22 protein-coding genes, 1 tRNA gene and 2 pseudogenes are annotated in these 23,946 nt (G+C 67.7%); 12 read left to right on the forward strand and 13 right to left on the reverse strand.

The genetic code is table 11. The annotated features are described in order from the left end of the window. Window positions 1-79: 79 nt before the first annotated feature. Entirely contained in the window at window positions 80-244 is a 165-nt protein-coding gene (locus FAB82_RS26945) for a DUF5679 domain-containing protein (RefSeq protein WP_168801475.1), read from the reverse strand. Between the two features lie 386 nt (window positions 245-630). On the opposite strand from FAB82_RS26945, the gene FAB82_RS07650 reads away from it, so the two are divergent. Further along, window positions 631-1,938: an ABC1 kinase family protein gene (locus FAB82_RS07650; RefSeq protein ID WP_136534043.1), complete on the forward strand. Its 1,308-nt coding sequence runs from the start codon at window positions 631-633 to the stop codon at window positions 1,936-1,938. Between the two features lie 377 nt (window positions 1,939-2,315). On the opposite strand, the gene FAB82_RS28340 is transcribed toward FAB82_RS07650, so the two are convergent. Together FAB82_RS28340 and FAB82_RS07660 are read right to left on the reverse strand one after the other, a co-directional pair. Beyond that, window positions 2,316-2,675, reverse strand: a complete 360-nt coding sequence (locus tag FAB82_RS28340) for a WhiB family transcriptional regulator (RefSeq protein WP_136533956.1) — start codon at window positions 2,673-2,675, stop codon at window positions 2,316-2,318. A gap of 676 nt (window positions 2,676-3,351) precedes the next feature. Next, window positions 3,352-5,496: an ATP-dependent DNA helicase UvrD2 gene (locus FAB82_RS07660; protein ID WP_211116440.1), complete on the reverse strand. Its 2,145-nt coding sequence runs from the start codon at window positions 5,494-5,496 to the stop codon at window positions 3,352-3,354. 195 nt (window positions 5,497-5,691) lie between these two features. On the opposite strand from FAB82_RS07660, the gene FAB82_RS07665 reads away from it, so the two are divergent. Then, the gene (locus FAB82_RS07665) at window positions 5,692-5,925 is read left to right on the forward strand and encodes a mycoredoxin (RefSeq protein ID WP_136533957.1); all 234 of its coding nucleotides are present in this window, start codon (window positions 5,692-5,694) and stop codon (window positions 5,923-5,925) included. Between the two features lie 264 nt (window positions 5,926-6,189). Further along, window positions 6,190-7,146 (forward strand): EamA family transporter, encoded by a 957-nt coding sequence (locus FAB82_RS07670; protein ID WP_136533958.1) that lies wholly within the window; start codon window positions 6,190-6,192, stop codon window positions 7,144-7,146. 29 nt (window positions 7,147-7,175) lie between these two features. Here the strand turns inward: FAB82_RS07670 and nudC are convergent, their stop codons facing one another. From nudC to FAB82_RS07685, 3 genes are read right to left on the reverse strand one after another with little or no spacing between them, the layout of a single operon-like run. Continuing rightward, entirely contained in the window at window positions 7,176-8,060 is an 885-nt protein-coding gene (gene nudC, locus FAB82_RS07675) for an NAD(+) diphosphatase (protein ID WP_136533959.1), read from the reverse strand. Further along, entirely contained in the window at window positions 8,057-9,379 is a 1,323-nt protein-coding gene (locus FAB82_RS07680; RefSeq protein ID WP_136533960.1) for a M16 family metallopeptidase, read from the reverse strand. The genes nudC and FAB82_RS07680 overlap by 4 nt, the downstream gene beginning before the upstream one ends. Beyond that, entirely contained in the window at window positions 9,376-10,677 is a 1,302-nt protein-coding gene (locus FAB82_RS07685) for a M16 family metallopeptidase (protein ID WP_136533961.1), read from the reverse strand. Before FAB82_RS07685 ends, FAB82_RS07680 begins: the two co-directional genes overlap by 4 nt. 233 nt (window positions 10,678-10,910) lie before the next feature. Between FAB82_RS07685 and FAB82_RS07690 the strand changes: the two are divergent. From FAB82_RS07690 to FAB82_RS07710, 5 genes and pseudogenes are all read left to right on the forward strand, one after another. Further along, a pseudogene (locus tag FAB82_RS07690) lies at window positions 10,911-11,639 on the forward strand (methionine ABC transporter ATP-binding protein); the annotation flags it as partial. Window positions 11,640-11,695: 56 nt separating this feature from the next. Further along, window positions 11,696-12,337 (forward strand): methionine ABC transporter permease, encoded by a 642-nt coding sequence (locus tag FAB82_RS07695; protein WP_136534045.1) that lies wholly within the window; start codon window positions 11,696-11,698, stop codon window positions 12,335-12,337. 39 nt (window positions 12,338-12,376) lie between these two features. After that, on the forward strand, window positions 12,377-13,210 hold the full coding sequence (locus FAB82_RS07700; RefSeq protein WP_136533963.1) for a MetQ/NlpA family ABC transporter substrate-binding protein: 834 nt from the start codon (window positions 12,377-12,379) through the stop codon (window positions 13,208-13,210). Between the two features lie 87 nt (window positions 13,211-13,297). Beyond that, window positions 13,298-13,370 (forward strand) — tRNA-Trp (locus tag FAB82_RS07705). Between the two features lie 162 nt (window positions 13,371-13,532). Further along, the gene (locus FAB82_RS07710; protein WP_136533964.1) at window positions 13,533-13,955 is read left to right on the forward strand and encodes a hypothetical protein; all 423 of its coding nucleotides are present in this window, start codon (window positions 13,533-13,535) and stop codon (window positions 13,953-13,955) included. Here the strand turns inward: FAB82_RS07710 and FAB82_RS07715 are convergent. The 5 genes from FAB82_RS07715 to FAB82_RS07735 form a co-directional block, all read right to left on the reverse strand. Then, a complete protein-coding gene (locus tag FAB82_RS07715; protein WP_168801476.1) occupies window positions 13,892-14,449 on the reverse strand; it encodes an HIT family protein in 558 nt (185 codons plus the stop codon). The two genes, FAB82_RS07710 and FAB82_RS07715, sit on opposite strands and share 64 nt — an antisense overlap. 134 nt (window positions 14,450-14,583) lie before the next feature. Then, window positions 14,584-15,087 (reverse strand): hypothetical protein, encoded by a 504-nt coding sequence (locus FAB82_RS07720; protein ID WP_136533966.1) that lies wholly within the window; start codon window positions 15,085-15,087, stop codon window positions 14,584-14,586. 2 nt (window positions 15,088-15,089) lie between these two features. Then, on the reverse strand, window positions 15,090-16,016 hold the full coding sequence (locus tag FAB82_RS07725; RefSeq protein WP_136533967.1) for a hypothetical protein: 927 nt from the start codon (window positions 16,014-16,016) through the stop codon (window positions 15,090-15,092). Window positions 16,017-16,021: 5 nt separating this feature from the next. Continuing rightward, complete coding sequence (locus FAB82_RS07730; RefSeq protein ID WP_136533968.1) at window positions 16,022-18,226, reverse strand: hypothetical protein; 2,205 nt, start codon at window positions 18,224-18,226, stop codon at window positions 16,022-16,024. Then, window positions 18,207-18,812, reverse strand: coding sequence for a toll/interleukin-1 receptor domain-containing protein (locus tag FAB82_RS07735; RefSeq protein WP_168801477.1), 606 nt, complete (start codon window positions 18,810-18,812; stop codon window positions 18,207-18,209). The genes FAB82_RS07730 and FAB82_RS07735 overlap by 20 nt, the downstream gene beginning before the upstream one ends. A gap of 180 nt (window positions 18,813-18,992) precedes the next feature. Here FAB82_RS07735 and FAB82_RS07740 point away from each other — a divergent pair, with 180 nt between their 5' ends. Beyond that, a complete protein-coding gene (locus FAB82_RS07740) occupies window positions 18,993-19,928 on the forward strand; it encodes a hypothetical protein (protein ID WP_136533970.1) in 936 nt (311 codons plus the stop codon). Window positions 19,929-19,973: 45 nt separating this feature from the next. Here the strand turns inward: FAB82_RS07740 and FAB82_RS27455 are convergent, their stop codons facing one another. Next, the gene (locus FAB82_RS27455) at window positions 19,974-20,570 is read right to left on the reverse strand and encodes a hypothetical protein (protein WP_211116454.1); all 597 of its coding nucleotides are present in this window, start codon (window positions 20,568-20,570) and stop codon (window positions 19,974-19,976) included. On the opposite strand from FAB82_RS27455, the pseudogene FAB82_RS28550 reads away from it, so the two are divergent. Beyond that, window positions 20,514-20,657, forward strand: a pseudogene (locus FAB82_RS28550) (transposase); the annotation flags it as partial. The gene FAB82_RS27455 and the pseudogene FAB82_RS28550 overlap by 57 nt on opposite strands. Before the next feature lie 217 nt (window positions 20,658-20,874). Here FAB82_RS28550 and FAB82_RS07750 read toward each other — a convergent pair. Beyond that, window positions 20,875-21,738 (reverse strand): helix-turn-helix domain-containing protein, encoded by an 864-nt coding sequence (locus tag FAB82_RS07750; protein WP_136533971.1) that lies wholly within the window; start codon window positions 21,736-21,738, stop codon window positions 20,875-20,877. Window positions 21,739-21,900: 162 nt separating this feature from the next. Here FAB82_RS07750 and FAB82_RS07755 point away from each other — a divergent pair, with 162 nt between their 5' ends. Both FAB82_RS07755 and FAB82_RS07760 read left to right on the forward strand, forming a co-directional pair. Next, the gene (locus FAB82_RS07755) at window positions 21,901-22,881 is read left to right on the forward strand and encodes an aldo/keto reductase (RefSeq protein ID WP_136533972.1); all 981 of its coding nucleotides are present in this window, start codon (window positions 21,901-21,903) and stop codon (window positions 22,879-22,881) included. 50 nt (window positions 22,882-22,931) lie between these two features. Beyond that, a complete protein-coding gene (locus FAB82_RS07760) occupies window positions 22,932-23,879 on the forward strand; it encodes a nuclear transport factor 2 family protein (RefSeq protein ID WP_136533973.1) in 948 nt (315 codons plus the stop codon). The last annotated feature ends 67 nt before the right edge of the window (window positions 23,880-23,946 follow it).

The following is a 23,946-nucleotide window of genomic DNA, read 5'->3' on the forward strand; positions in this document are numbered from 1 at the left end:
AGTGTAAATGGCAAGAAAATCCCCTCGTCAATTCCCATCATCTGGGACTAGACGAGGGGGCCGGGCCATTCGCCCGCGATCACGAAGCCTTGCCGAGGATCCGGTTCATCTTGGTGCCGCAGACCGGGCACGTCCCCTTGGCCATCCGCCGGCCCGAATCGGACACGACCACGTGGCCCTCGAAGTCACGCTTCTCGCGGCACTTGACGCAATAGCCGTTGTAGGTCTCGGTAGCTTGAGCCACTGGATCTCCCCCTTGCTGAGCGCGATCACTCTGTGCGACCGCCTGGCCTCAGAATGCCACAAATTTCACGCGTGTAAGCCAGGGCGCGCCGCTTCACCCACGCGGGGGCCAGGCGTGAAACCGCCGCACGTCGCCGTGCACCCCCGCCCACCTGCCCCCCGGCTCCGCCAGGCGTGTGTTTGCCGGGCCGCCACGCCTGGCCGATTTCTCCCGCTTCGATACAGACACGGGACCGGTTTCATGTACGGCGAGTACAGAAAGCACGACGTGTCGGCTTCTCGGCGGGCGGATGGTGGGTTCGGCGTGAGAGCATTGGGAACGTGAGCGACAGGCATGGACCCTCCCATTCAGGCGACGACCTCCCTCGCCGCGCCTTCAGCCGTGGCATGAAGCTCGCGTCCCTCCCTTTGGGGCTGGCCGGGCGCGCGACCGTCGGCCTGGGCAAGCGCGTCACCGGGCTGGCCGACGAGATCCTCGGCGAGCAGGCGCAGCGGCGCACCGCGGAACACGTCTTCAGCGTCCTCGGCCAGCTCAAGGGCGGGGCGATGAAGCTGGGGCAGGCCCTCTCGATCTTCGAGGCCGCGCTGCCGGAGCACCTGGCCGCTCCCTATCGGCAGGCGCTGACCAAGCTCCAGAACTCGGCCCCTCCCCTGCCGGCGGCCAGCGTCCACGGCGTGCTCGAGCGCCAGATGGGCGCGGACTGGCGCGATCGATTCTCCGAATTCGACGACACCCCGGCCGCGGCGGCGAGCATCGGTCAGGTCCACCGTGCGATCTGGGAGGACGGCCGCGAGGTCGCCGTCAAGATCCAGTACCCCGGGGCCGGCGACGCCCTGCGCACGGACCTGCGACACCTGTCGCGGATGGCCCCGATGTTCAAGGTGTTGCAGCCGAACTTCGACGTCAAGCGCATCACCGTGGAGCTGCGGGAGCGGCTGCTCGAAGAGCTCGACTACGAGCTGGAGGCCGACGCCCAGCGCAAGTTCGCCGACGCCTTTCGGGGCGACGAGCAGATCCGGGTGCCCGAGGTGGTGCACGCGAGCCCCGAGGTCCTGATCACAGAGTGGGTCACCGGGACTCCATTGGCGACGGTCATCTCCGAGGGCAGTGAGGAAGAGCGCGATCGGGCCGGGCTGCTGCTCACCACGCTGCACTTCTCGGCCCCGAAGCGGGCCGGGATGCTGCACGCCGACCCGCACCCGGGGAACTTCGCGCTCGCCGACGACGGCCGGCTCATCGTGTACGACTTCGGGGCGGCCGCGCGGATGCCGGGTGGAATGCCGTTCCAGGTGGGGCGCTTGACGAAGCTGACTCTCGAGGGCAAGGCCGAGGAGGTCGTGGAGGGTCTGCGCGGCGAGGGATTCGTGCCGCAGGACCTGATCGTCGACGCCCCGGCGATGCTCGAATTCCTGCGGCCCATGCTGGCGCCGTTGGGGAGCGAGGAGTTCCGGTTCTCGCGCGAGTGGCTGCGCGGGGAGAGCACTCGGCTGACGAATCAGAAGTCCGAGGCCTACAAGTTCGGCAAGCAGCTGAGCTTCCCGCCGTCGTACCTCCTCATTCACCGGGTGACCATGGGCTCGATAGGAGTCCTGTGTCAACTCGGCGCGAAGGCAAGGTGGAGGGACATTCTGGAGGAATGGCTCCCCGGCTTCGCCGACCCGGGAGCGATCGAAGGCGACCACCCCACCGCCTGACACCGCACCGCACCGCACCGCACCGCACCGCAATCGTCGTACCTCCAAGGCACCGTTGAGAATGGGGGGTCGTCATGCGCGACACACCCGACCGCGGGGTGAGCCCCCGCACTTCCTTGCAAAACTAAATGAGACGGGCAAAACGAAAGGGGCCCATCCCTTTCAGGATGAGCCCCTTCAGCCAACGCGAGGTCAACGGCGTCAAAGCCGCGAGTGCCCCGCTTCCTTCCAGAGACTGCGCATCCGGATTCGTCCTACGCGGCCGAACAGCAGATTCGCCGAACTCACCGGTCGGCTCACCTCGACCTCCCGGATCGGGAGTTCGAGGTCTTGGACACCGACGTCACTCTTGAGGTGGCGGCTCAGGTAATCAACCGTCATGACACCTTCACCCCCGCGAGCGCCAGTTCCTTGGTCCGCGCGTCGAGCTCGGCCTGCGCGGCCTGCTCGATCACCGCGGCGTCCTTGCGGGGCCGTCCACGCGGCCGCTTGCGGGCAACGACATTGCCCTTCTCGAAGATCTCGCCGCCCCAGACACCCCAGGGCTCGTGGCGCTCCAGGGCGCCGGCCAGGCACGCCACCCGCACGGGGCAGTCGGTGCACAGGGACTTGGCGAATTCGAGCTCGGTGGGGGACTCCGAGAACCACAGGTCCGCGTCGTACTCGCGGCAAGCCAGGTCGCCGCCAATCTCGGCGGCCTGTTCGCGCAGCTCAGGTCCGATGAGGGTGTCAGTCATGAACTCGCTCTCCTCTCTCATCTCGTTCGGCATCGTTGCTGGTCGCATCCGTGTTTGCTGAGGACTCAATTGCTTCGCAATCTGTCTCGTGTTCGTGCTGTGTGCTGTGTGGGTGGGCCGCGACCAGGTTTTTGCCATAAAAAATGGCCGCGATCCCTATGCGGGATTCGCGGCCTCGAGAGAGACAATCGGGCTTCTATAAGCCCTTTTGAGGTTCTCGAGGCGGTCTCCCGCGGGTGACTCCGTGACGCTTAGCGCTGACTGCCGGCTGGAACCAACCGGTCTGGCCGGCAGTAGAGCCACCGGTCCAACGACGGTCAACGAGCGCGACGGCGCCCATATCCGTGTTATTGACATTCGTCATGCCAGCGACCGTGGGTTCGACGGTTGCGGGCAGAGTGATGCCACTGATCGAAGCGGGGACGGGCGCTAGCTGCAGATACGCCACGATGCTCTTCGAGTCAATCGTGGTGTCTTCGTTAAGAATGTTCGGCAACATCGTCAGTCCCTCCTTCCGAGATCAGTGGTCGCCATTTCGGTACTTGCATCTCCTCGTGCCGGTGTTTGAGGTACAGACCTCAATCCGGCACCGGCAACGCTACGCCGGATGGCTCCGGGAACGCAACGCCTTTTATAGCGGTTCGTAAAAGAAATTTCTTGCCCCCGCCCGGGGCCATCAGTCCACTCCTTGAGAGATCGCGACGGCCTCCTCGACCGATCCGCCCTTGACCAGGCACAACACCGCCGGACCGTACTTGTCCAACTTGGACTTGCCGATGCCGTGGAGCGCGGCCAATTGCGTGTCGGATGTCGGACTTTGCTCCGCGATGGCGATCAAGGTCACATCCGTGAAGACGGTGAAGGCCGGCTTGCCGTCCTCCTTGGCCACACGGACTCTCCACTCTCGCATGCGCTCGAACAGTTCTTCATCCATTGTGGCTGGACAATCGGAGCAATGACCCAGCTTGCGGTCGCGGGCGTCGGTCAGGGGCTTGCCGCAGCCGGTGCAGTCGAGAACCTTCGCGGCCTTCTTGGACTTCTGGCGCACGGCCGGGGTCTTCGGGTCGGGCATGCGGGGGAAGCCGCCCAGACCGAGCGGGGCGAGGAAGCGACAGAGTTTGCGCTCCCGCCCGCCGGGGTTGCGCGCCAGGCCGTACGACAGCTGAAGTCGCTCGCGGGCGCGGGTGATGCCGACGTACAGGAGCCGGCGCTCTTCCTCCTGCGCGGCATCGGTGCGGGCGAACGTGGTCGGAAGCGTGCCGTCGGCCAGGCCGACCAGGAACACCGCGTCCCACTCCAGGCCCTTGGCCGCGTGCAGGCTGGCGAGGGTCACGCCCTCGACGGCGGGCGCGTGCTGCTCGGAGGCCCGGCGGCCCAGCTCGGCGCAGAACTCCTCCAGCGTCGGGTCCGAGTCGTTCTCGTTGTTCGCTTCACGCTGCTCGGTGAACTGCACCGCGAGGCCCGCCAGCGCGGTCACGGCTTCGTACGCTTCGCGTTGGGCCCCACCGGAAGGCGCTGCGTCCGGGCGCCAGCCGACCGCTTCGAGTGCGGCCGGGACGGCCTCGGCCAGGGGCATCTCACCGATGTCGGTCTTGACGGCCGAGCGCAGGGCGACGATCGCCTGGCGCACCTCGGGGCGGTCGTAGAAGCGGGCGGCGCCGGTGACGACGGTCGGGACGCCGTAGTTGGCAAGGGCCTCCTCATATGCCTGGGACTGGGCGTTGGTGCGGTACAGGACCGCGATCTCGGAGGCGCTGAGGCCGGAGGAGATGAGTTGGGAGCAGCGCCGGGCGACCATATCGGCCTCCTCGGCTTCGTCGGCGTAGGTCTCGGCGAAGACGTCGGGGCCGGAGGGCCGCTGGCCGATGAGTTCGAGCCGCATGGCGGCCTCGCGGCCCTTGGATTCGGCGATGATCTGGTTGGCCAGGCCGACGACCTGCGGGGTGGAGCGGTAGTCGCGGACGAGCCGGACGAGCGAGGCGTCCCGGTGGCGGCGGGTGAAGTCGAGCAGGTACTTCGAGGTGGCGCCGGTGAAGGAGTAGATGGTCTGGCTGGCGTCGCCGACGACGGTGATGTCGTTGCGGTCGCCCATCCAGGCGTCGAGCAGGCGCTGCTGGAGGGGGGTGACGTCCTGGTACTCGTCGACGACGAAGAAGCGGTACTGGCTGCGGATGCGGTCGGCGGTGGCCTCGTCCTCGGTGATCATGTCGGCGGTGTGGGCGAGCACGTCGGCGAAGTCCATGACGCCGGCGCGGCGCTTGGACTCGACGTAGGCGGCGTAGACCTTGGCGACGTCCTCGGGGGCGGCGGGGGCGTCGCGGCCGATCTTGGCGATGGCGCCGACGTAGTCGTCGGGGCCGATGAGTGAGGATGCGGCCCATTCGATCTCGGTGGCGAGGTCGAAGTTCTTATTGCGGGTGGTCTGGAGTCCGGCGCGGGCGGCGGCGATGCCGATGAACTTGAGCGTCGAGCCCGCCAGTTCGGGCAGTTGGCCGCCGAAGCGGCGCGTCCCGAAGTAGCGCAGTTGGCGCAGTGCGGCGGAGTGAAAGGTGCGGGCGTTGACGCCCGAGACGCCGAGTCCCCGTAGGCGGTCGCGCATCTCCCCCGCCGCGCGGGCGGTGAAGGTGACGGCCGTGACGTGCTGGCCGCGCATGTCGCCGCGGTTGACGCGCCAGGCGATGCGGTGGGTGACCGCTCGGGTCTTGCCGGTTCCGGCGCCGGCGAGGATGCAGACCGGTCCGGGGTCGGCGGTCACCGCCTGGCGCTGCTCAGGGTCGAGTTCGGCAAGCAGTTCGTCGAGTTCCCGGTCGCGCGAAGTCACCCCGCCAGTGTGGCAGAAGGCTGTGACAGCTCTGCTGCCGTCCGCGCCGCCGGGCCTGGGCGGGTGACGCACCTCGCTTGCGGCGCATCGCTGATGCTCATTCGAAAAATGTAATGGCGGATACACCGCGGCGGCGGTCTGGGCGGAATGCCGGAGGCAAGGCGAGCGTTAATCTCGATGTACGGAGGAGGTTTCATGGTCACCATGTACAGCACCACCTGGTGCGGCTACTGCAAGCGGCTCAAGACGCTGCTCGATCGCGATGGGATCGAGTACAGCGAGGTCAATATCGAGCAGGACCCGGCGGCCGCAGAGTGGGTCATGGGCGTCAACGGCGGGAACCAGACCGTCCCGACATTGCGATTCAGTGACGGTTCGGCGCTGACCAATCCCTCTCTGGGACAAGTAAAAGCCAAGCTCGCGGCTTGACGTGTGCCACATGCCGAGACTATGGTCACGTTTAGGACACAGAGCCGGTACGATGTCCTATAGTTGAGTCATCAAGCTTGCTTGGCTGCTTCGAGGGGTGGCAGCCAAGCATTTCAGGCCCGGGATGGATCCGTCCCGGGCCTTTTTCCTACCCTTCACAAAGCGCGCAGGTCTCCGCCCCACAACAGCATCGACTGGCTCCCGGCGGGCTCATCCCCGGCCGGCCGCTAGCCGCCCACCTGCCTGGACCCTGTTGGAGGCCATATGACCTCGCCCCGCGCCGCCTTCGGCGTCATGCTCATTCTGCTCGCGTCGGTCTTCTTCGGGGTCTGCGGACCTTTCGGCAAGACGATCATCCAGGCGGGCCTCTCCCCCATCCAGGTGACGTGGCTGCGCATCGTCGGCGTCGGCCTCTTCGCCGTCGCGGCCGCGTTTCTCCCGCTCTACCGGGCCCGCAAGGACGGCTTGAAGCTCCCGCTCGGGGCGCTCGCCCTGTTCGGCCTCACCGCGATCGCCGGCGTCCAGGCCTTCTACTTCATCGCCGTCGAGCGCCTGCCCGTCGGCATCGCCCTGCTCCTGGAGTTCATGGGCCCCATCGTGGTCGTCGCCTGGGTCCGCTTCGTGCGCCGCAATCCGCTGCCGCGAGCCGCCGTCATCGGGACGCTGCTGTCGATCGTCGGACTGTGCATCGTGGTGGAGGTCTGGACCGGCCTGCGCCTCGACGCGATCGGGCTGCTGGCCGGCTCGGCCGCCGCGGCCTGCCAGGCCACCTACTTCCTCGCGGGCGAGAAGCTGACCGCCAAGGTCGACGTGCGCGTCCTGCTCGCCATCGGCTTCACCACGGGTGCGATCGCGTTGGCGCCCTTGGCCGCCCCGTGGGCGATGGACTTCGCGGCCCTGAACGAGCCGGTCAAGCTCGGCGGCATCGACACCGTCGCCGCGGTGAGCCTGGTCCTGCTCGTGTTGTCCACGGCCGTCGCCTATGCGACCGGGCTGACCGGGCTGCGGTTCCTGTCGGCGCCGGTCGCAGGGGCGCTCGGGTACTCCGAAGTCGTCGTGGCCGCACTGGCGGCGTGGGCGCTGCTCGGCGAGTCGCTGACGGTGCCGCAGATCATCGGCGGACTCGTCGTCATCGCCGGGGTGTTCACGGCGCAGCGGGCCGTGGCGTCCAAGCGCGAGATCGATGAGGACAATGCCGAACCGGTCGTCTCGAAGGTCTGACTCGGCGTTCCAGGGGTGTTCGAGAACCCCTAGGACTCGTCGAGCCACGTCCCGATCAGGAAGCGCGCGATCGAGATCTTGATGGCACTGGGGATCTCTTCCTCGGTGTCGACCCACATCTCGCGGACCTCTTCGCGGGTGAACCAGCGGGCGTCGGCGATCTCGTCGGCCTGGAGCACCAGCTCCTGGGACGGGTCGGCGGTGGCCCGGTAGGCGAGCATGAGCGAACGCGGGTAGGGCCAGGGCTGGCTGGAGACGTATTCGAGCCGGTCGAGCTTGAACCCGATCTCCTCCGAGACTTCGCGGTGGACCGCGGCCTCGGCCGACTCGCCCGGCTCTACGAACCCGGCGATACAGGCGTAGCGGCCGCGCCGGGTGGAGCCCGGCTGGGACGAGGACTTCGGGCCGGCCCAGCGCTGGTGCTGGGCCAGCAGCGCCTTGTCGGCGCCGTCGTCGATGAGGACGATGACGGCGGGGTCGGTGCGCGGGAAGACGGGACGGCCCGAGTCGGCGGCCAGTTCCCACCCGGCCGCGCGGGCCCGCAGCGGTTCACCGGTCGCCGGATGGAACCGATACGCGTTGCGCCAGTGCATGACCCCGATGGCCTCGACCGCGATCGCCAGGTCCCGCTCGTCCCACGCGCCGCCGATCCAGCGGGTCGGCAGGCCGTCGGGGACGGGAGCGATGACGGCGAACACCGCCGGTTCCTCGCCGCCGAGGTAGATCCGCTCGCCCTCGGGAGCGGTTTCGGCGTCCCAGTAGTGGAGTCCGGCGGAATCGGCGTCGATGCGGTCGGCATCGGGGTCGCAGACGACGATCTGCGCGCGCGGCCAGGCCGCGTCGAGCCAGTCGGGGTCGCTTCGGTGCTCGGCGCAGCGATCGAGCACGTCGATCGCCAACGGCGGGTGGTTCATCGCGCCTCGATGGCGCCGACCTCGGCGAGCGAGTCCCTGATCTCGGCGCCGTCGCCGAGGATGACGGTGACCGCCCTCTCGGGGCTCATCCGCTCGCCCGCGACTCGCTTGATGTCCTCGGGTGTGACCGAACGCAGCCGCTCGGAGTGCTCGGCCAGCCACGACAGCGGCAGGCCGGCGGCGGCCAGCGCGGAGATGTAGTTGGCGACGCCGGACTGGGTGGCGGTGGCGAGCTTGATCGACCCGAGCGCGTAGCGGCGGGCGAGGTCGAGCTCGTCCTGGCTCGGCGGATTGTCGGCCATGCCGCGCAGTTCGGCGTACAGCTCTGCGAGGGCGGGGGCGGTGACCTCGGTGGCGACGTCGACGGCGGTGAGCTGGAAGGAGCCAGCCGGGTTGTGGTCCACGTGGGATCTCGGCGAGTAGCCGTAGCCCTTGGACTCGCGCAGGTTCATCACCAGGCGGGAGGTGAAGTAGCCGCCGTAGATGAGGTTGGCCAGGTGTTGGGCGGCGTTGTCGGGGTGGCTGCGGTCGATGGCGGGGTAGGCGACGCGCAGGGCGGACTGGACCGAGTCGGGCCGGTCGACCAGGACGATCGGGCCGGGCCGCAGGTCCGGCAGGGATTCCATGGTGCGCGGTTCTCCGGCACCGTTCCAGGCGGAGAGGTACTTCTCGACGGCGGCCCAGGCGGCGTCGGGGTCGATGTCGCCGACGATGACGAGGCGGGCGCCGGCGGGGTGGATCCGGGAGGCGTGCAGTGCCTGCACGGCCTGGCGGGTGACGGCGGCGACCTCGTCGGCGCCGGGCTGCTGGTGGCCGTAGGGGTGGTCGCCCCACAGGCGGGCGTCGAGGGCGCGCGAGACGAGGAAGTCGGGCTGCTGCTCGGCGACGGAGAGGCTGTCGATCATGCGGGAGCGTTCGACTTCGAGCGGTCCGTCGGGATAGTCGGCGGCGGTCAGCAGCTCGCCGAGGATGCCGAGGAGTTCGGGCAGTCCGGTGGCGAGGCTGTTGCCGGACACGGCGATCCGGTCGGGGTCGGAGCCGGCGCCGAGAGCGCCCCCGACGGTCTGGAGCCGCTGGGCGATCTCGGTCATCGAGGCGTTCTCGGTGCCGGAGAACAGGGCCGAGGCCAGCAGGTCGGCGGCGGCGAGGTCGGCGTGGGCGGCCGGGATCGACAGGCGGATCTCGGCGAGCGGGACGCCGGGGCGGCGGACCAGGTTCACCTGGAGTCCGTTGGGGAGCGACTGCCGGATCGGCGTCGGCAGGCTCAACGGGACCTCGGGTGCGAGGCCGGGCACGGTCTTGGTGATCGGGTCGCTCATTGTTCGCCTCCCGGGACGACTTCGAGGATGGCGCGGCGCTGCGGCGTCATCGACGCCGCCGCACCGGCCACGGATTCGGCGGTGACCTCGCCGAGCAGGGCCGCGAAGCGGGTGGCGACGCGGGCGTCGCCGTGGAAGATCTCGGCGGTGGCGAGGCGGCGCGAGCGTCCCATGACGGAGTCGTCGCCGCGCAGGAGCTGGGCCGCGACGCGGGCCTTGACCCGGTCGAGCTCGGCTTCGTCGACGCCTTCGGCCACGCGGGCGAGCTCGGCGTCCACGGTGGCCAGGAGGCCGTCGACGTCGGTGGCCGGTGGCAGGAACGCCTGTATGAGCAGCGCGGTCGGGCCGCGGGACGCGAAGGGCTCGGCCATGAAGGTGGCGTGAGCGGCCACGGCGGTGGCGGTGCGGTCCTGGTGGACCAGGCGCTCGACCAGCCGGGAGGCGTCGCCGTCGGTGAGCAGCTCGCCGAGGACGACGTACGGCAGGAACTCGTCCATCTCGGTGACCGGGTCGGGGGTGCGCCAGGCCATCGCGACGGCCGGGAGCGTCGCCCTTTCATCCGCATAGGATTCGCGGCGTTCGCCGTCGAGGTCCGGCTCGTTGAACGACGGGAGCACCGGCGCGGGCCGGGACTCCACGTCACCGAAGTGGCGCTGGACCAGTTCGCGGGCGGTGTCGAGCTGGAAGTCCCCGGCGACCGAGAGCACCGCGTTCGAGGCCGGATAGAAGGCGTCGAAGAATGCCTGCGCGTCGGCGACCGTGGCCGCCTCGAGGTCGCCGAAGGAGCCGTAGCCGTCGTGCGCGTTGGGGAAGGTGTCGAACATGACCGGCGGGAGCTTGAGCCAGGGGAAGCCGCCGTAGGGGCGGTTCAGGACATTGACCCGAATCTCCTCCTTGACGACCGAGACCTGGTTCTCGAGGTTCTCCTCGGTGATCGCCGGGCCCCGCATCCGGTCCGACTCCAGGAACAGCGCCAGCTCGAGCCCGTTGGAGGGCAGCAGGTTGAAGTAGTCGGTGTAGTCGATGTGGGTGGAGCCGTTGAAGGTCCCGCCCGCCGACTGGACGTGCCGCATGTGCTCGGCCTTGCCGACATTGTGCGAGCCCTGGAACATCATGTGCTCGAACAGGTGGGCGAAACCGGTGCGGCCCTCGGGCTCGCTCCGCATGCCCACGTCGTACACCACCGCCACCCCGACCACCGGCGCACCGGGATCGGGCGCCAGGACCACCCGCAACCCGTTGTCGAGCCGGTACGTCTCGATCGCGAACGCCGGGGCGGGAATCGTCGCAACAGTCATGGCGTGACCCTATCTCAGCGAGGGCCCTCGCAGAGCGCGCGGCGTTCGTCACAGACTCTTGGCGCCGGGACGTTCACCCGCTTTACTTGCCAACTGTGAACGGACAGCACTTCGAACGAGCCTGCGACGCGGACCGCGCCGCCGCTCAGTGCTGCCGAATGTGCGCTGGCTGAGGGCCCTCGTAACGCCGCGCCCCGAAGCGGCGAATCCCCCAGCGAAAGCGATCTTCTTCAATGCCTCCTTCTGCGGCCACGCCCAGCATCCGATTGTCCGGCGCCACCAAGCGTTACGGCGACGTCATCGCGCTCGACGGCGTCGACCTGGCGGTCGCGCCCGGCGAGATCTTCGGAATCCTGGGCCGATCCGGCGCCGGCAAGTCGACCCTGCTGCGCACCGTCAACCTCCTGACCCGACCCGACACGGGCACCGTCGAGGTCGCCGGCTCCGACCTGACCGCCCTGTCGGGGCGGCGGCTGCGGGCCGCTCGGGCGAAGACCGCCATGATCTTCCAGCACTTCAACCTGCTGTCGAACCGCAATGCGACGTCGAACGTGGCGCTCCCGCTGCGATTCGCCGGGGTGCCCCGGGCGCGTCGCCGCGAGCGGGCGCTCGAACTGCTCGACCTGGTCGGGCTCGCCGACAAGGCGAAGGTCTATCCGGGGCAGCTCTCGGGCGGGCAGCGCCAGCGCCTGGCGATCGCCCGCGCTCTCGCGGCCGACCCCGAGGTGCTGCTTTCGGACGAGGCCACGAGCGCGCTCGACACCGAGACCACCGACGAGATCCTCGACCTGCTCGCGCGGCTCAACCGCGAGCTGGGGCTGACGATCCTGCTCATCACCCACGAACTCGAGGTCATCACCCGCATCTGCGACCGCGCGGCGGTCATGGAGGCCGGGCGGTTCGTGGAGACGGGATGGACCTCCGAGCTGCTGGCCGACGCGGATTCGCGGCTCGGCTCGCAGGCGCGGCGCCTGGCGGCCCGCCTGGTCGGAGAGGAGATCGTCAAGTGAATTCTCAGATGGCCGAACGCCTTTACGAGGCACTGCTGGAGACGCTCCACATCGTCGCGGTGGCGGGGCTGTGGACGCTCGTCGGCGGACTCGTCCTCGGCGTGATCCTGTACGTCACCTCCAAGACCGGGCCGCGCCCGCTGGCCGTGCTCAACGCGCCGCTGGGCCTGGTCGTCAATATCGGCCGCAGCGCCCCGTTCGTGATCCTCATGGTCGCGATCGTGCCGCTGACCAGGGCCATTACCGGCACCACGATCGGAACCGCGGCGGCGATCGTGCCGCTGGCGGTGGCGTCGATCCCGTTCTTCGCCCGCCTGGTCGAGTCGGCCCTGCTGGAAGTCCAGCCGGGCCTGATCGAGGCCGCCCGCTCCATGGGCGCCTCCGTGCCGGCCCTGGTGTGGCGGGTCGTCCTGCCCGAGTCCACGCCCGGTCTCATCCGCGGCTTCACCGTCACGCTCGTCGCCGTCATCTCGTATTCGGCGATGGCCGGCATCGTCGGCGGCGGCGGACTGGGCGACCTCGCCTACCGCTACGGCTACCAGCGCTTCCAGACCGAGTACATGATCTGGCCGCTCATCATCCTGGTCGTACTCGTCCAGATGTTCCAAATCCTCGGCGACCGGTGCGCCCGCACCCTCGACCGCCGCTAAGAAAAAACCACCGATCCCCACATCTCCAAGGAGAGAACTGTGTTCAACCGTCGTGCCCTCATTGGCGCATCCGTCGCCGCCGCCAGCGCTTTGGCCCTGTCCGCCTGCGGTACCGACTCCGCTTCGGAGGCAACCGAGACCAACGGCACCGTGACCGTGGCCGCCACGCCCGTCCCGCACGCGGACATCCTGAACTTCATCTCGGAGAACCTGGCCGAGGACGCCGGGCTCACCATCGAGGTCGAGGAGTTCACCGACTACGTGCAGCCGAACGTCGCCACCGCCGACGGCTCGGTCGACGCCAACTTCTTCCAGACCGAGCCTTACCTGGAGGAGTACAACGTGGCCAACGGCACGGACCTGACCACGATCGCGCCGGTCCACATCGAGCCGCTGGGTCTGTACTCCGACAAGGTGACCTCCCTGGACGACCTCGCCGACGGCGCCCTGGTCGCCATCCCCGGCGACGGCTCCAACGGCGGCCGGGCCCTGGCCCTGCTCGCCGACGCCGGCCTGATCACCCTCGCCGACGGCGTGGACCCCGTCCTCGCCACCGAGGACGACGTCGCCGACAACCCGAAGAACCTGGAGTTCAAACCGCTCGAAGCGGCCCAGCTGGCCCGCTCCCTGCAGGACGTCGACGCGGCGGTCATCAATGGCAACTACGCCCTCGAAGCCGAGCTCAGCCCGGCAGAGGACGCCCTGTTCAGCGAGTCCCCCGAGGACAACCCGTACGCGAACTACCTCGTCACCACCGAGGCCAACGCCGACAACGAGGACGTCGCCAAGCTCGCCGAGCTCCTCCAGTCCGACGAGGTGAGGCAGTTCATCGAGGACACCTACTCCGACGGTTCCGTCGTCCCGGCCTCCTAACCAGGCAAAACAGCCAAGGAACCCGGTTGCACCGGTCTGGCCGCACCACGTAAGATAGTTGCGGCCAGACCGGGAACGGCCTGGCAAAGGGGTGTGGCGCAATTGGCAGCGCAGCGGCCTCCAAAGCCGAAGGTTGCAGGTTCGATTCCTGTCACCCCTGCAGATAGGCCGTAAGACGAAGGGTCTCTCCGGAACACCGGAGGGGCCCTTCGCTCTACCTGTTGGAGTCAATGGCGTTATGTCCGACTTCCTACGTTCTTGGCACACGGATCGCGTCAAGTTGAGGGATGCGCGGACCGTCTGCATGTGCGAACATCGATAGATGAGTGCGCCCGTCCAACTCACCGACGACCAACGCAAGCATCTTGATTTCATCCAGTCCTCGATCGCACGGATGTCGAGCTCGTCGACGACCGTGAAAGGCTGGGGCATAACGGTTTCGATGACTGCATTCGGCCTGGCGGCGGCAGGGGCGATACCGCTGGTCTCGGTGCTGGGGCTGACGGCGATGGCCTTCTTCGGCTTCCTGGACTGCCGGTATCTGCGGGAGGAGCGCCTCTTCCGCGAGCTCTACAACGATGCGCGGCAGGGACTGGTGGAAACGTATTCGATGGACCGCAGCGCCTACCTGGGCCGCTGCCGTTGGCCCGCCGTCGTCAGATCCTGGTCCATCACCAGTTTCTATGTCCCTTTAGCGCTGGTCGGCGGCGCTTCACTGACGTGGTCACTGGTCCAACCGGTGTAGCCGCGGCCCAATCGGCGGCGGATCTCCGCGGCCGTCTCGTCCAGGTCCGCATCGAACACCGGAGGTGCCGTCGGCCAGAGTCGCGGTAGAGCGTCGCCCTCCCAGCGGGGGACCAGGTGGATGTGCAGGTGCATGACCGTCTGCGACGCCGCCGCGCCATTCGATTGCACCACGTTGAGCCCCTGCGGATGCAGTGTGGCGCGGAGGGCGTCCGCGACGATCACCGTCCAGTGAGCGAGCGTCGCGGCCAATCCCAGATTCAGCGCCCAGATCTCGGGAACATGCACCCGAGGGATGAGCAGCGTGTGTCCGATCGCGGCGGGTGACAGGGGGAAGAATCCGACCACCGTGTCAGTCCGCAGCACCTCGCGGGCTTCGGCCTCACCGGAGGCAATGCGGCAGAATTCACAGTCGTCGTCCGCTGCGATCACATCCTGCCCAGACGCATGCTCACGGTTCAGATCGGGAACCGGCACGGGCGTCCCGTCTGCCACGATGCCACCGCCTTTCCAGCCCACCGGAACTGGAGCTGACCGATGTCCGGGCGAACCTCGGCAGCATATACCGTCTCGGGCCGGTTCGCGGACCGCTGCCGCCCCGAGACGGTGATACCCGGTTGAACGAAGCCTTACTCACTCACCGTCGCAGCCCACTCCTGCACCGGTTTGGTGCACGACTCCGAATCCGTGCCGCACTGGCCCTCGTTCCAGGCGTAGAACATCAACGCGGACAACAGGAGCACGATGGCGATGTGGAGCCTTGCCAACTTCGTGAAGCCGGCCGAGAGGCTCCGGACACTGTTCAACGTCCAGTCCGCCGCCGACGCGATGGAATCGTCGACGTTGCAGATCAACGTGGGCACCGGCTTGTCCGCGGCGCGAAACGCCACTGTCGGCACCACCAGGACCGTCAGAGCGGCACACGCCAGCCCCGTTGCGACACCCCGAAGCGCGTGGTCGAGAAGCTTGCTCGCCCAGATGACGCCCTTGCGGACCAACAGCACCATCACGAGCAGCAGGGCAACGGCGAACAGCGGCAGTCGCACCACCTCCGAGACTTCGGGCGGGAGCATCCCGACCGGAACGTCGACCAACGCGGCGAGCCGGTCGACCGAGGACGTCAGCATCTGCACCGCTAGTCCCCGTCCTCTTCGGTCTTGGCACCTTTGGGGCCCTCGGCGTCCAGCGCCCGCCGCTCACCGGCCTCGATCGAACCCTTCGTCGGGCCGGGCGGCTCCAAGGTCTCCACCAGCGCCCTGGTCGTCGCGTCGACGAACTTGGCGGCCTGGCCCGAAGGGAACATCTCCTTCTCGGCCATGGTTTTCGCCAACTCGATGACGGCGGCTCGGCGAGTATTCGACCTGTCGATGGTCATGGCCGCCACCTCTCGGGCGCTCTCGGGATCGCTCGCGAGCAGATTGGCGATGGTCCCGTTGTCGCCCTGCTCAAGGACCTCCATGTACGCCTCCACGTTGCGCTTGTGGAGTTTGATCCGGTTCTCCTGGAGGGCCTCCTCCACGCGCGCCTTCAGCGGGTTGACGTCGAGGGTGGTGGCCGCATCGTGGTGTTCACGAGGGAGCCTGAGCCCGATCCTCGAGACGGTCATCCTGATGCCCTCTTCGAGGTCGAGCGCCTTGCCGTGGAACATGTCGTTGAGGCGGCTCTCGGCGTCCATCACCTCGAGTGGTTTGAAGCCGCGCGTGATCGTCGGCAGCTCGTCCAGCAGCCGCTGGCGGCAAAGGGCCTGCGCGTCATCGGCGGCTTCCCTGACGACCGTCGCGGGATCGCTGACCCGCCACTCGTAACTCGCGGTGAAGGTGAATTCGAGCGTCAAGGAGCACGACGGCAGCGTGCCGGTGAACGAGTCGGTGTGCTTCGAGACGTCGACCACGAAGTACTCGCCGGGCCTGCGCCACAGCAGCTCGCCGTAGGTGAACGGCGAGGTCGTAGGGACCAGCCCCCCGTTTTGCAGCCGGTAGACCAGGGCGGTCCCGGGCGCTGGCGCCGGGCTGCCCCGGAAGCTGAAGCGGGAGATGGGTTGCCGATCTTTGATGGGGTTCATGTGGTTCATGCCTTCCGGTCGAGGATCGCTAGCAGGACGGCCGCGAAGTCGGGTGCGATGTGATCGTTGGTCCGCCAATTCGTGGCGTGGAATCTCAGTTCGTCGCTCTCCATCGGACTCGGCGCCGCGTCCTGGCACAGTCGTGCCAAGGCGTTCCGCAGGGGCTCGGAACGCTCGGCGGCCGAGGCCCAATTGCGCAGGACCGCCCGGATGGCCCCGGCGAATCCGGGGGCGAGGAGAGCCGCTCCGAGCAGGCGCGCGATGCCCTCGCGCAGCGCGGGCGAGTCTCCGGAGTCCGCCAGCCAGAGCAGCAGCGGCCAACGCGACGTGCCGCTCCCGTCCTGAATGGTGATCTGGAGCCTGGCGCACTGGAGGAAGCTCGCCACCCCGGCTCGACGGCGGCCCGCGGATTGATCTTGGGCCCATTCGTCGATGAGGCGGACGAGCTCGGCTCGGCGTTCTGGGCCCGCCTCGGCGATCAGTTCCCGGACGCTCAGTCCGATCGCCACGGCGAGCCCGCGATCGGCCTTCTTCGCCAGGCCCCCGAGCCGCTCGTCGGGGCCGCCGGGCATCGCGGGTCCGACGGCCGAGCCCAGCGCCCTCGTCGCGGCCATCCTCAGTGGTCGCGAATCGCTGCCGCACCAGTCCTTCACCAGGTCGATCACTTGAGAGGAATTCGCAGCGGATCCGACCAGCATCGACAGTGCCACGACCGCGTGTTCGCGCCGGTCGCCGCGGCCGCTCCTGGCCCAGCGGGCGATCACCTCGCGGCGGACGCGGGGAAAGTCGAACTGGCCGAGGTAGCCGATGGCCGCGGCCGCCCGAACCCCGGCGTCGATGCCGGAACCGGCGGTCATCGACTCCAGCCAAGGCAGCAGGAGATCGGCGTAGTCGTCGTATTCGCGCCACACGTAGTCGAGCACGCGGGTCGGGTATCCGGCGTCGATGAACTCGGCGACGGGGATCGCCGAGCGCCCCCGGCGCTGACGCGGTTCGCGGACCGACACGTGAGCCCGCGCCTGCACGAGCCGTTCGCTGCGGCGGGCCGGGCGATGCTTTCGTCCGGGCTGCGGTTCCTCTCCGTATTCCCCATTCCAGGCGCGCTGGAGCTTGGTCGCCGCGCGCCTGATGGTGTCGTACGGAGCGCCGTTGAACACCGACAGCGCGCAGACGGTCGTCATCGTCTGCGAGTCGTCGGCGATGGCGTCGATCCATGCCTCGACGTCCCGGGTGGAGCGGTCCTCGAAGTTCGCCCGCGCGTCCTTGACCGTGCCGCGCCCGGCTGCGACGTCGGCGAGATCGTGGGCGAGAGCGACGAGCAGATGCGCGTCGAATCCGTCGGACTCCATGGTTCGGAGCCACTCCCCCAGACCCTCGGTTTCGAGCAGGCGACGAGTCTCCTCGGGGGCCTCGATGAGCTCGTTGAGGTGGTTCTCGACGAGTTCGTCGGCCGGCGGCGGGGATTCCAGGCGCAGCGCGAGGCGCTCGATGCCGTGGTCGAACAGCCTGGTGGAGTCGTCGATGATGACCACGGCCTTCGAATGGCGTTCTGCGAGTTGCTGCTCCATCCGCTTGAGGTCGAGTGAGCTGAGACCGGCGACCTGGTCCGGGGTGAGCGGGTCGACGATGAATCCGGCCCCCTCCGGGAGCTCCTCGATCGGCAGGGCCGTCAGCTCGGCTTCGAGCTTGACCTCGTAGATCGAGCGGAACTGCGCCAGCAGCCGGATGGCGGTGGTGGTGGCGCCCCAGCGAGGGTGGATGCGCGCGACCAGCAGGTCGCCGCCCCGCAGCCGTGCATCGAGGTCCGGGAAGCCGCTGGGGCGCACGAACACCCGCGAGATCCCGTCGAGGACGTACTGCGGAATCGGCGGGGCCAGTTCCGCAGTCTGCTCCTCCCGGCCGTAGTTGTTGATGTTGATGTCGCCTTGAGCGACCAGGGAGTCATTGATGGACCGGGCGTTGAAACGGTACTTCCTCGGGGACGTTTCGCCTCCGGTGCCGACCTTGCGGTAGGCCAGGTACGGGTCGAAGTTGCCCCGAGCCGCGGCGCGTGCGTAGTCGAGCTCGTCGACCTTCGCAGCGCGATCGTCGTCGTCGGCTTCGGTCAGGTCGAAGTCATCGTCGATGGCTGAGGCCAGCGGATCCCCTTGGGGCGCTGAGGTCGCCGCCGCCTCGTCGGTGCCGAACGGCTTAGCGGAATCGTCGGACATTGACATCTCCTTGACTGAGGATCGAGTTTTTGACCCCTCCCTTGACGCGCATGGACCGGCGCTGGTCGACGACCGTCGTCGCGGACGGCGATCCCCCGTTCGTCGAACCATCGGTCTGGGGCAGGGTCGGCACGAACCGCTTCATCTCGACCACCAGTGCCGCGAGGTCGGCCTCGGTGTGCTCCCGTCGCAGGCGCATCCGCTTCTTCCTTGCAAGCGCCGCGATGTCCTTCGGCAATTGGGGATCGGCCGGGAATTCAGCGCCGTCGAGTAGGACCGGCACCACGTGCAGGTTCCACTTGAACGCCTTGCGGACCTCCCATCGGACGAAGTCCTTCCAGTTGTCGAGCCGCCGGTTGCCGTCGATGTCCTTGACTTCGAACCAGTTGGGTCCGATCTCGACGATCAGGACCGTGCTCGCTCTGAGTCGCCGCCGGATCCGCTCGGGGACGTCGTCGCCCGCCTTGACCGTTTCGGGGTCGAAGAACACGCGATCCTCACCGAAGACGGGGACCAGGCCCTTGTGGACCAAGGGTGCGGCGTAGCCGTCGTTCACGGCCCGGTAGCTGATGAAGACTCCGCTCATCAGCACTCCTTTCATCTCGGCACGCGAGGGGTCCAGGGCGCCGTCAGGCAACCTTGAAAGGAAAGTTCCCGAATAGAGATTCGGCCTGAGGTTGAGGTTGACTCCAATGACCTCGCGTGCAAATCTGGCCCGACGCTACATTCCTTAATGAGCGCTTATCGCTCAACACCGGAGTCACCGATGCCGGAACCGTCGTCGAAGCAGCACCAACGGAACACCAGTCTTTACCTCCAGGAACTCCTCGCCTCAGAGTCGTACTCCTTTCACTGGCGCCGCTACCCGACTGAACGCCAGCGTCAGCTGCCCCGCATCTCGGTCGCCAGGGTTCTAGCCGGATACTTGCTGCGCAGGGGCGAGACATTCAACGAAAAGGGGATTCGCGACAAGGTCTCGCGCGCGTTCAGCTCACGTGAACCGATCATTCCCGAGGACACGCTCAAACTGTTCATACAGGCGTTCGAGATCAGCGACATCGACGCCGAGACGCTGCGAAAGCTTCGGCGCGGTGAGGGACTCCAGCGCGTGGCCGTCCGCGATCTGCCCGAACCGGAAAACGGCCTGCCTCCGCCTCCGCCGTATCAAATCATCGGGCTCCGTGAATACCACTACATCGGATCTGACGGAAATCCGACAATCCATCGAACGATTCGCGATATCCGCTCGACGGCCGACCGCCTGGAATCCATTCGTTACACATTCGATACCGATCAGGTCGACGTCAAACAGATCAACGGCGGCACGCCCAGTGATCCCTACCTGCTGCCGAATGGACTCTCCACGGTTGACATAACCCTGCCGCGGCCACTCGGCATCGCCGATGATCACTCGATTGAATTCGTGACCCGATTCAAGAACCGCGAACTACTCGACCCGAACTTCCGTCGCGTGGCCCACCGGAGGATCGAGGGCCTGTCGATCCGCGTCGAGTTCCATCCCGAGTGTCTGCCCGCCAAGGTCTGGTGGGCCGAATGGAAGGACTACCGACCCCCGAACGACGAGGTGATCAGCCGACAGCCGGTCGCTCTGGACGCGGAGCACGCCGTCTACCACCGCCTCCACGCCGCGGAACGCGCGGTGGTCGGTTTCGAGTGGGAGTTCAGCGGCTTGGAGGGCTAACTGCGTCACTAGCACGGCACTGTTCGACCTGATCGACCTGGTCACCTACGAGGCCGGTTCGACCGGGATAGAGACCGCAACGAGGTCATGCACGGCCCTCACCTGCAGGTACAGGTTCCCGTAGGCCTCGATGAGGCCTGCAAGTCTCTGAATAGGGAAAACGTCCCCGGTTTCGATCACAGGATCGAGACCAGGGGCGTTTCTTTTGATCCATAGGTAAGCGATTACATGCGGCCGTACGCGGCTGATGGCGAAATATCGCGGCTGGTACGCGGCTCGGCAATCCGGCCTGTCTATGTGGACAGACGCCGACTCCTCTGCCAGCCCGTTCCCGACTTGCGCGAGCGACTGCGCGGCCGGGCCGGCCGCGAGCTCGTCGCCGTCCTGGCCCGAACCCGCCCCGCCGGCGATCCGGCCGATCCCCAAACGGCGCACCGCATCGCGCTGGGCCGCCTGGCTCGCCGCTATCAGGCCCTGGACGTCGAGATCAAGGAGGCCGACACCGAGATCCGGGCCCTGGTCGCCGGGGCCGCTCCGGATCTTCTGGAGCTGCCCGGGCTCGGCCCCGAGACCGCCGGACAACTGCTGACCAGCGCCGGCGACAACCCCGACCGGCTCCGTTCCGAGGCCGCGTTCGCCCACCTCTGCGGAGCCGCACCGGTCCCGGCCTCCTCCGGACGCACCAACCGGCACCGGCTCAATCGCGGCGGTGACCGCGCTGCGAACAACGCCCTACACACCATCGTGCTGGTCCGCATGAAATACGACCAGCACACCCGCGACTACGTCGCACGACGCACCCTCCAAGGCATGACCAAATCAGCGTCCGCAGCGTCAGACGCGTGGTTCGGGACTCCAGCGGCCGCGGCGCCGTTATCGGTCGCCCGGAGCCCGCCGCTGGAACCGCTCGAAGGGCACGCGGTCGAAAATGAAGCGGCTGGCGGTGTCAGGCGGTCGTCGAGCTGTGTTCGGGCGCCGACCAGGAGCCGAGGAGGCGGAGCGCTTCGTGTGATGCGGTGCCGGGTTCGGCCGACCACAGGACCAGTTGCTGGTCGGGATCGCCGGTGTGGGCGAACATGTCCCAGTTGAGGGTCATCTCGCCGACCACGGGGTGGTCGATTGCCTTGGTACAGATGCTCTTAGTGGCGACTTGGTGCTCGGCCCACCAGCGACGGAAGTCGTTGTCCTGCACCGAAAGCTCGCCGACGAGGGCGGCCAGCGCGGGGTCGTCGGGGTGTTCGGCGGCCTCCAGGCGCAGGTGGGCGACGCTGTAGCGGGCGATGAGCTCCCAGTCTTTGAAGAACTCGCGGGAGCCGGGCTCGCTGAACAGGAGCCGCACGTAGTTGCGGCGTTCGGGCGGCATCGTCGCGAAGTCGCCGATGAGGGCCGCGGCGAGGGCGTTCCAGGCGAGGATGTCCATGCGTCGGCCGAAGATGACGGCCGGGACGTCGGTGAGCTGGTCGAGGAGGCGCTGGAGCTGCGGCCGGACCTTCTGGGCAGTGCGGCGCCTGGGGCGGGCCGTCTGTTTTCCCGCGAGTTTGAACAGGTAGGCACGCTGGACCTCATCGAGGCGCAGCACGCGGGCGAGCGCCGTCAGGACGGGCGCGGAGGCGTTGATGCGGCCCTGCTCGAGCCGCGTGTAGTAGTCGTTGCTGATGGCGGCCAGCTGCGCGACCTCCTCGCGGCGCAGGCCCGGGACACGTCGCACGGCGGCGGTCCCAGGGAGTCCGACAGTCTCAGGGGTGAGTTCGGCGCGGCGGGCCTTGAGGAACTCGCCGAGTTCGTTGAGGTGCGGGTCGCTGCCGGTCATCGGACCAGTGTGACAGGTCAGGCGGCGTTCAGACAGGGAGAGATCTGTCCTAGGCAGCAGCCGTCCCAGGAGGGAATTCGACCATTGGCACGGCTCGAAGTCGCGGTGATGATCGTTCCGGGTGCCGGTAGCCGGCTTCCGCTACGCGATGAGGAGACGAACATGGAATACACGCGACTGGGCGAATCGGGTCTGAAGGTCAGTCGGCTGGCGCTCGGGTGCATGAGTTTCGGGGTGCCCGGCGGGTGGTCGCCGTGGACCCTCCAGGGCGAGGACGCCGAGGCGATCTTCAAGCAGGCCGTGGAGCTGGGCATCACGTTCTGGGACACCGCCAACGCCTACGGGGCGGGTTCCTCGGAGGAGCTGGTCGGGCAGGCGATGCGGAAGTTCTCGCGCCGTGAGGACATCGTGCTCGCGACCAAGGTCTTCTTCCCCATGCACGAGGGCGCGGGCGGCTCGGGCCTGTCGCGGAAGGCGATCTTCGAGCAGGTCGACGCCTCACTCGAGCGGCTCGGCACCGATTATGTCGACCTGCTCCAGATCCACCGCTTCGACCCCGAGACCTCGGTCGAGGAGACCATGGAGGCCCTGCACGACGTGGTGAAGTCCGGCAAGGCCCTCTATGTCGGCGCCTCGTCGATGTGGGCGTGGCAGTTCGCCAAGATGCAGTACAGCGCCCGGGCGAACGGCTGGACTCCGTTCGTCTCGATGCAGGACCAGTACAGTCTGCTCCAGCGCGAGGACGAGCGCGAGATGTTCGGTCTCCTCGAGGACGAGGGCGTGGGCTCGATGCCGTGGAGCCCGCTCGCCGCGGGCCGGGTTGCACGCCCCTGGGGAGCGAAGGGCACTTCGCGTTCGGATGTCACCGGCGACACCGACTTCGACGGGCGCCCGACGGTCTTCAACACCGACAAGGCGATCGTGGACGCGGTCGGCAAGATCGCGGCCGACCGCGGGGTCTCGATGGCGACGATCGCGATGGCCTGGGTCCTGAAGAACCCGGTCGTCGACGCGCCGATCATCGGCGCGACCAAGGCGCACCACCTCACCGATGCGGTCGCCGCGCTGGACATCGCACTCACCGACGCGGAGATCGCCTCGCTCGAGGAACCGTACACGGCCCGCCCCCACACCTTCTTCTAACCGAATCGCCGGGGGCGCGAGCCCCCCGGCCCGAACGCATAGGAGCATCCGTGAAACTCAAGAAACGCGCTCGTCGGCTACTCGTGGCCACTGCCGCGGCCACCGCGCTGGCGGCTACCTCGCTCGCCGCGATAAGCGCCGCATCCGCCTTCCCGGCCTCGGACGATGCAGCGGGTGCCACCGCCGCCTCCGCCGAACACGGGGGTGCCTACCAGGAGGCGTATCAGAAGTACGTCGCGGTAGAGGTCCTCGAGGGCGTGTTCGAGCGGGGCGACACCGATGTGGTGGACCGCTACGTATGGGACGACTACATCCAGCACAACCCAGTGGCCACCGACGGCGCGGAGACGCTGAAGAACCTCGGGGTCGAACTGGCCGAGCAGTTTCCCGACGCCGAGTACGACGTCCAGCGGGTCCTGTCCGAGGACGATCTAGTGGTCGTCCACTCGAACGTCAAGATGACCCCCGACACGCTCGGCATGGCCGTGGTCGACATCTTCCGCTTCGACGGCCAGAGGATCCGCGAGCACTGGGACTCCGGTCAGAACGTCCCGGAAGAGGACTCGGTCAGCGGCAACGACATGTTCTCGCAGGTCACTCCCGTGAAGTGGTGGCCGAGTCCCGAGGCTGAGGAGTCCAGCCGGGAGGTCGTCACCGCATACGTGGAAGGTCTGTCCGAACAGGACGTGACGGTGGTGGACGAGTTCGTCGCCGACGACTACGTCCAGCACAACCCGAATTTCCCGAACGGCGCCGAGGAGTTGAAGAGCGGCCTGGCTGACTTCTTCGAGCAGAACCCGGAGTCGAGCTACGACGTCAAGCGAGTCATCACCGACGGCGAGTTCGTGGCGGTCCACGCGCACCTGAAGAACAACCCTGACGACCTTGGGATGGCGGTCGTCGACTTGTACCTGGTGCGGGACGGACAGATTCGCGAGCACTGGGACACGCTCCAACCGGTCCCGGCGGAATCGGCCAACGACAACACCATGTTTTAGTACTCCAGTGAGAGTTCGGGGTTTGAGCTGCGGGGATGCCAACGCTGGACATGAGGACGGCCGTCGT

It is taken from the genome of Glycomyces buryatensis (assembly GCF_004912275.1).
GTDB classification, from domain to species: Bacteria; Actinomycetota; Actinomycetes; order Mycobacteriales; family Micromonosporaceae; genus Glycomyces; species Glycomyces buryatensis.